This is a genomic window from Bradyrhizobium nivariense (assembly GCF_029846695.2).
Taxonomy (GTDB): domain Bacteria; phylum Pseudomonadota; class Alphaproteobacteria; order Rhizobiales; family Xanthobacteraceae; genus Bradyrhizobium.
In genome coordinates, this window is record NZ_JARWCR020000161.1 from 1 (window position 1) to 2,739 (window position 2,739).

The 2,739-nt window shown below is 58.8% G+C and carries 3 protein-coding genes; all 3 read right to left on the reverse strand.

What is annotated here, in order from left to right:
• Window positions 1–337: 337 nt before the first annotated feature.
• The 3 genes from QCM77_RS45575 to QCM77_RS45585 all read right to left on the reverse strand — a co-directional run bounded on the left by QCM77_RS45575 (window position 338) and on the right by QCM77_RS45585 (window position 2,468).
• Window positions 338–1,120 (reverse strand): outer membrane protein, encoded by a 783-nt coding sequence (locus QCM77_RS45575; protein WP_280097097.1) that lies wholly within the window; start codon window positions 1,118–1,120, stop codon window positions 338–340.
• A 373-nt stretch (window positions 1,121–1,493) separates the two neighbouring features.
• On the reverse strand, window positions 1,494–1,718 hold the full coding sequence (locus tag QCM77_RS45580) for a hypothetical protein (protein WP_280097098.1): 225 nt from the start codon (window positions 1,716–1,718) through the stop codon (window positions 1,494–1,496).
• A gap of 540 nt (window positions 1,719–2,258) precedes the next feature.
• Window positions 2,259–2,468 carry a hypothetical protein gene (locus tag QCM77_RS45585; protein ID WP_347882452.1) on the reverse strand — a complete coding sequence of 70 codons (210 nt, stop codon included), beginning with the start codon at window positions 2,466–2,468 and terminating at the stop codon, window positions 2,259–2,261.
• Between the last annotated feature and the right edge of the window lie 271 nt (window positions 2,469–2,739).

Consider the following 2,739-nt stretch of genomic DNA (forward strand, 5'->3'; position numbering starts at 1 on the left):
CTCCTGGAGCCCATCGGCAACATCCCGCCGGCCGAAGCCGAGCAACGCTACTACGCCATGCTGGAACAACCGGCCATGGCGGCATAACTTAAACCAAATGGCCTCCGGCAAAGCCGGGGCGGTTCAGACTTCGCCCGGAAAAAGCCATTAGGTGATCGATTATGGTGCCGGACTTTCCCGTCACTGCGCACAGCTCAAGTAAGCCTGTCGGTTCGCGGACCGGATCCATGCCGCTTCCGAAAGCTTGCCGCAGATTTCGTACAGTGGCTCGGGCAAACAAAAAGGCCCCCGACCGCATCGCGGCCGGGCCATAGTTCACTGGGTTGGAACAGATATTTCAGTACCGGGTGACGCCCGGCCCGCCCCAATTGAAGCGATAATTCACGCCTGCTTTGACCAAATCAATCTTCGTAGAAGAGTCAACGAAGGTCGCTGCTCCAACCGTCTGGTTGACCGTGATGATGTTTGAACCAAAGTCGATGTGATTGTACTCGACTTTGGCCGACCAATTGGGAGCAAAGCCCCATTCCACACCAGCGCCGACAACCCAACCGTCGCGATTGTTCGAAGTAGATGTGTTAGAGAAAGGAGCACCGGCGACCGTTACAAGCCCGTTCGAATGGCCATGACCCCAAGCCCAGCCGCCCTTCCCGTAGAACAGCCATTCGTTCGCGGCCCAACCGACGCGACCGGTGACCATCGCAATATCGTCTGTATGTGCGGTGGACGTGGTGACGACGGCCGGAGCGACGATGCTCGTGGTCGTCGAAGTGCCCTTGATGTCGCTCCAGGTGTACTCACCCTCGATACCGAGAACTAGGCTGTTGTATTGCCAGTTGAAGCCACCCTGGACACCCCCAAGAAATCCGTCAGAGTTAGTCCGGTTGAAAGGCGTGCCCGTGGGAAACGCCACGGTCCCCGGAGCGGCGGAAGTGTTGTGGATCTCGCCCCAGCCCCAGCCGATATGACCGCCGACATAGAAGCCGGACCAATTGTAAACAGCAACGACAGGCGCAACCGGTGCCTTCGTGTAAGGACGGGCCGCCATGTCCGCCGCACTTGCTGGAACAGATAGGCTCAACACCGTCATGCTGGTTGCAGCCAACAGAAGTTTCTTCATGTGTAATCTCCTCAAAATTTCGATAACGACGAAAAGACGTCTGCCGTCTTTGGTCATGATAATGTGATCGCGGGGTAATGCTGTAGCCCGACTGCAACAGTTATCGGCGAAACGCGCCCGGTTTATCCAGTGTTTCGAATGGTTTAGCGGAACCTAAAGCCTGCTGGCGTGCACATTAGGAAAGGGAACTCGCGGTCCGCCAGCGGTCGTCACCATCCGACGGCCCGGGCCGTACAGCAAAAGAGTTTGCGCAGCCGAAGGGAGCATTTGGCGACTGAATGTCTGCAATGGGTCCAAAACCAGTAAAGCTCAAAACGGGTAGATGTTTTCCGCTTGGCCGTCAGCAGCCGACATTGCCTTATGACTACACGCCCTATTCCGTACCAGTCTCGGAGACACCCAGAGCCTTATCAATAAGCCCGCGCACCCGGCGGGCCGCCAACAGTCCGAGCCTCGCTTCGATCGTACCGATGCGCTCCTGCCCGCGTATTGAAAAGCAGTACCGCCAACGACCCAAACCCTCGTCTTGTCCCACGCGATAGAAAACTTTGCGGTGGAAGCCGGTGTGGCTGGTTGGCAGCTTGATGCGCTGCGACATCCGAAAGGCCAAAGGTGAAAAGACGTTGATGAAAGCCGTATCCAACCGCAACCGGAGGGCGAGCGCAAGGACTAGTCGTGGCTGCGGCCCGTGGGATGAAGTCTCGTTCGAGATTGGCTACAGTCGGGGCCTTCGGGCGCCACCTTGGCGCTCAGCGGGCAGAGTTCGAGTGCAGTGCTTGCGTCGGCGTCCTCAAGAAAGGGCCGCCTTGCGGCGGCCCCTCCCAAGTCTGAACATTCCGGTCAAAAAAAATACGTGTGACAAGCCAGCCCCGAAATGAAAACAGCTAAGGATACAAACCCCATGCCTGGTTGGTTCGGAATGAAAGCAGCGGTTTTTTCAGGAGTATTTCGTCGCCAAGCAAATCGTGGTTCCACAAGCGGACTGGTCAGGCGCCGCCGCGCAGTGGCAGTGAGAGCTGAAGGTTGAACGCCTTCGTCGAGTTCTTTGCGATGAAGCCCTGCAAGGCTGCAGAGACTTCATCGCAAGTATCGATAGCGCGTTGAGCGACGGCGTCGGCGACGTCGGAGGTCGCGTCCCTCAACAACTCTCGATCGCATTGAAGGCGACGACGCGGACGGGATAGGTGTACTCGCCCGAGAGGACGAGGCGGATCACAGTCTCAAGGTCGGTCTGAGCCTCGGCGGCCTCGCGCCAGGCGCAGTCGGCGCGCGCTCCAAAATCCTCAAGGACTAGATAGACGTCGCGGTCGAGGCGATCGGCCGGCACGATCGAGGGCGACGAACGCATACGCGGACTCCACTGACGGGTGCATATCCAATCGCGATGTGGTAAGTCGATCGTTTTTCTCAGGAACGGCCGTCAGTCGCCAGCCCTTGTCGATCTCGACTTTAAAGTCCTCAGGCATCCGTGGCATCTACCCCCCGACTGGGCAATTGCAGGCCGGGCAGGGCGCGACAGCGCCGCCAAAAGGGCAAGCGCGCGGGCCGCCCCTGGGCGATCTGGAGCGTTCGGCATCTCAAGGGGATAGCTCTCGCCGGAGGACGGCCCGGTTGGGGGC

Coding starts and splice junctions, on each gene's coding strand:
- QCM77_RS45575 (WP_280097097.1), bottom strand. CDS start 1,120: ATGAAGAAACTTCTGTTGGCTGCAACCAGCATGACGGTGTTGAGCCTA.
- QCM77_RS45580 (WP_280097098.1), bottom strand. CDS start 1,718: ATGTCGCAGCGCATCAAGCTGCCAACCAGCCACACCGGCTTCCACCGC.
- QCM77_RS45585 (WP_347882452.1), bottom strand. CDS start 2,468: ATGCGTTCGTCGCCCTCGATCGTGCCGGCCGATCGCCTCGACCGCGAC.